Raw genomic sequence first — 1,535 nt, forward strand, 5'->3', positions numbered from 1 at the left:
GCTTCACTGAGCCCAACCAGTACTGGTGGTACAGTGGTTAGCTACAGTGTTACCCCGGCCTTACCGGCCGGCTTAAGTTTGAATACCACGACCGGTGTTATCAGCGGTACACCCACGGCGGTAGCGACTACCGTTACCTATACGGTAACCGCTACCAATACAGGTGGCAGCGCCACAGCTCAAATCAGCATCACCGTGAATGATGTGGCCCCGGCTATCAGCTACGCCACTCCGCAAACCTATACCAACGGTACAGCCATTGCTTCGCTTAGCCCGACCAGTACCGGTGGTACTGTGGTCAGCTACAGTGTCAGTCCTGCTTTACCGGCCGGTTTAAGTTTGAATACCACAACCGGTGTTATCAGCGGTACACCCACGGCGATAACGGCCACCGCTACCTATACGGTAACTGCCAGCAATAGCGGTGGTAATGGCACATTTGGCATCAGCATAACGGTCGTTGACGTAGCTCCGGGTGGGTTGAGTTATTCTTCGGCCCCCATTAACGCAACCTATGGTCTGGCTATTGCCAATACCACCCCAACAGTAACAGGTTCAGTAACCAATTATAGCATAGCTCCGACCCTACCGGCGGGCCTGACTCTAAGTACGACAACTGGCATTATTAGCGGGACGCCGACAATCGTTTCAGGACAAACTGATTATACAGTTACGGCAACGAATCCCGGTGGAAGCACGACGACAACTGTTCAGATTACAGTTAACAAGAAGTCGTTGACTATTACAGCCGATAACAAATCAAAAGTTTACGACGGCACCGTATACAACCCCTTTACAGTAAGTTACACTGGTTTTGTAAGTGGCGAAGACAAAACAAATTTAGGGGGTACGCTCACCTTCAGCGGCTCCGCGACCACGGCCAGGTATGTTGGCACAGGTTACGTGATCACTCCGGGCGGCTTGAACTCGACGAACTATGATATCACTTTTGTTAATGGAACGCTCGATATTACGAAAAAAGCATTGACCGTAACCGGTGCGGCTGCAGCGAATAAAGTTTATGACGGGACTACCGGTGCTACGCTCAGCGGCGCTACTCTTTCGGGAGTAATCGGCAGCGACAATGTGACCCTGGGTAATTCGACTGCCGGTACGTTTGCCCAGTCAGGAGTTGGCACCGGTATCGCTGTGAGCACTTCGATGACCCTCGGCGGTACGGATGCAGGGAACTACACACTGACACAGCCTGCAGGTCTGACGGCAGACATCACCAAAGCTACGCTGACGGTAACGGGTGCAGCGGCAGCAAATAAAGTCTACGACGGGACTACCGACGCCACCATCAGTGGTGCTACTCTTTCGGGAGTAATTGGCAGTGACAATGTTACGCTGGGTAATTCGACTGCCGGTACGTTTGCACAGTCAGGAGCAGGCACCGGTATCGCTGTAAGCACTTCGATGACCCTCGGCGGTACGGATGCAGGGAACTACACGCTGACACAGCCTGCGGGTCTGACGGCAGACATCACCAAAGCTACGCTGACGGTAACGGGTGCAGCGGCAGCAAATAAAGT

The 1,535-nt window shown here is 53.1% G+C and carries 1 protein-coding gene; it reads left to right on the forward strand.

Going from position 1 to position 1,535, the window contains the following annotated elements:
• On the forward strand, positions 1-1,535 hold a 1,535-nt coding region (locus T426_RS25325), incomplete at both ends, for a beta strand repeat-containing protein (RefSeq protein ID WP_051569030.1).

It is taken from the genome of Prolixibacter bellariivorans ATCC BAA-1284, from assembly GCF_000621705.1.
GTDB classification, from domain to species: domain Bacteria; phylum Bacteroidota; class Bacteroidia; order Bacteroidales; family Prolixibacteraceae; genus Prolixibacter; species Prolixibacter bellariivorans.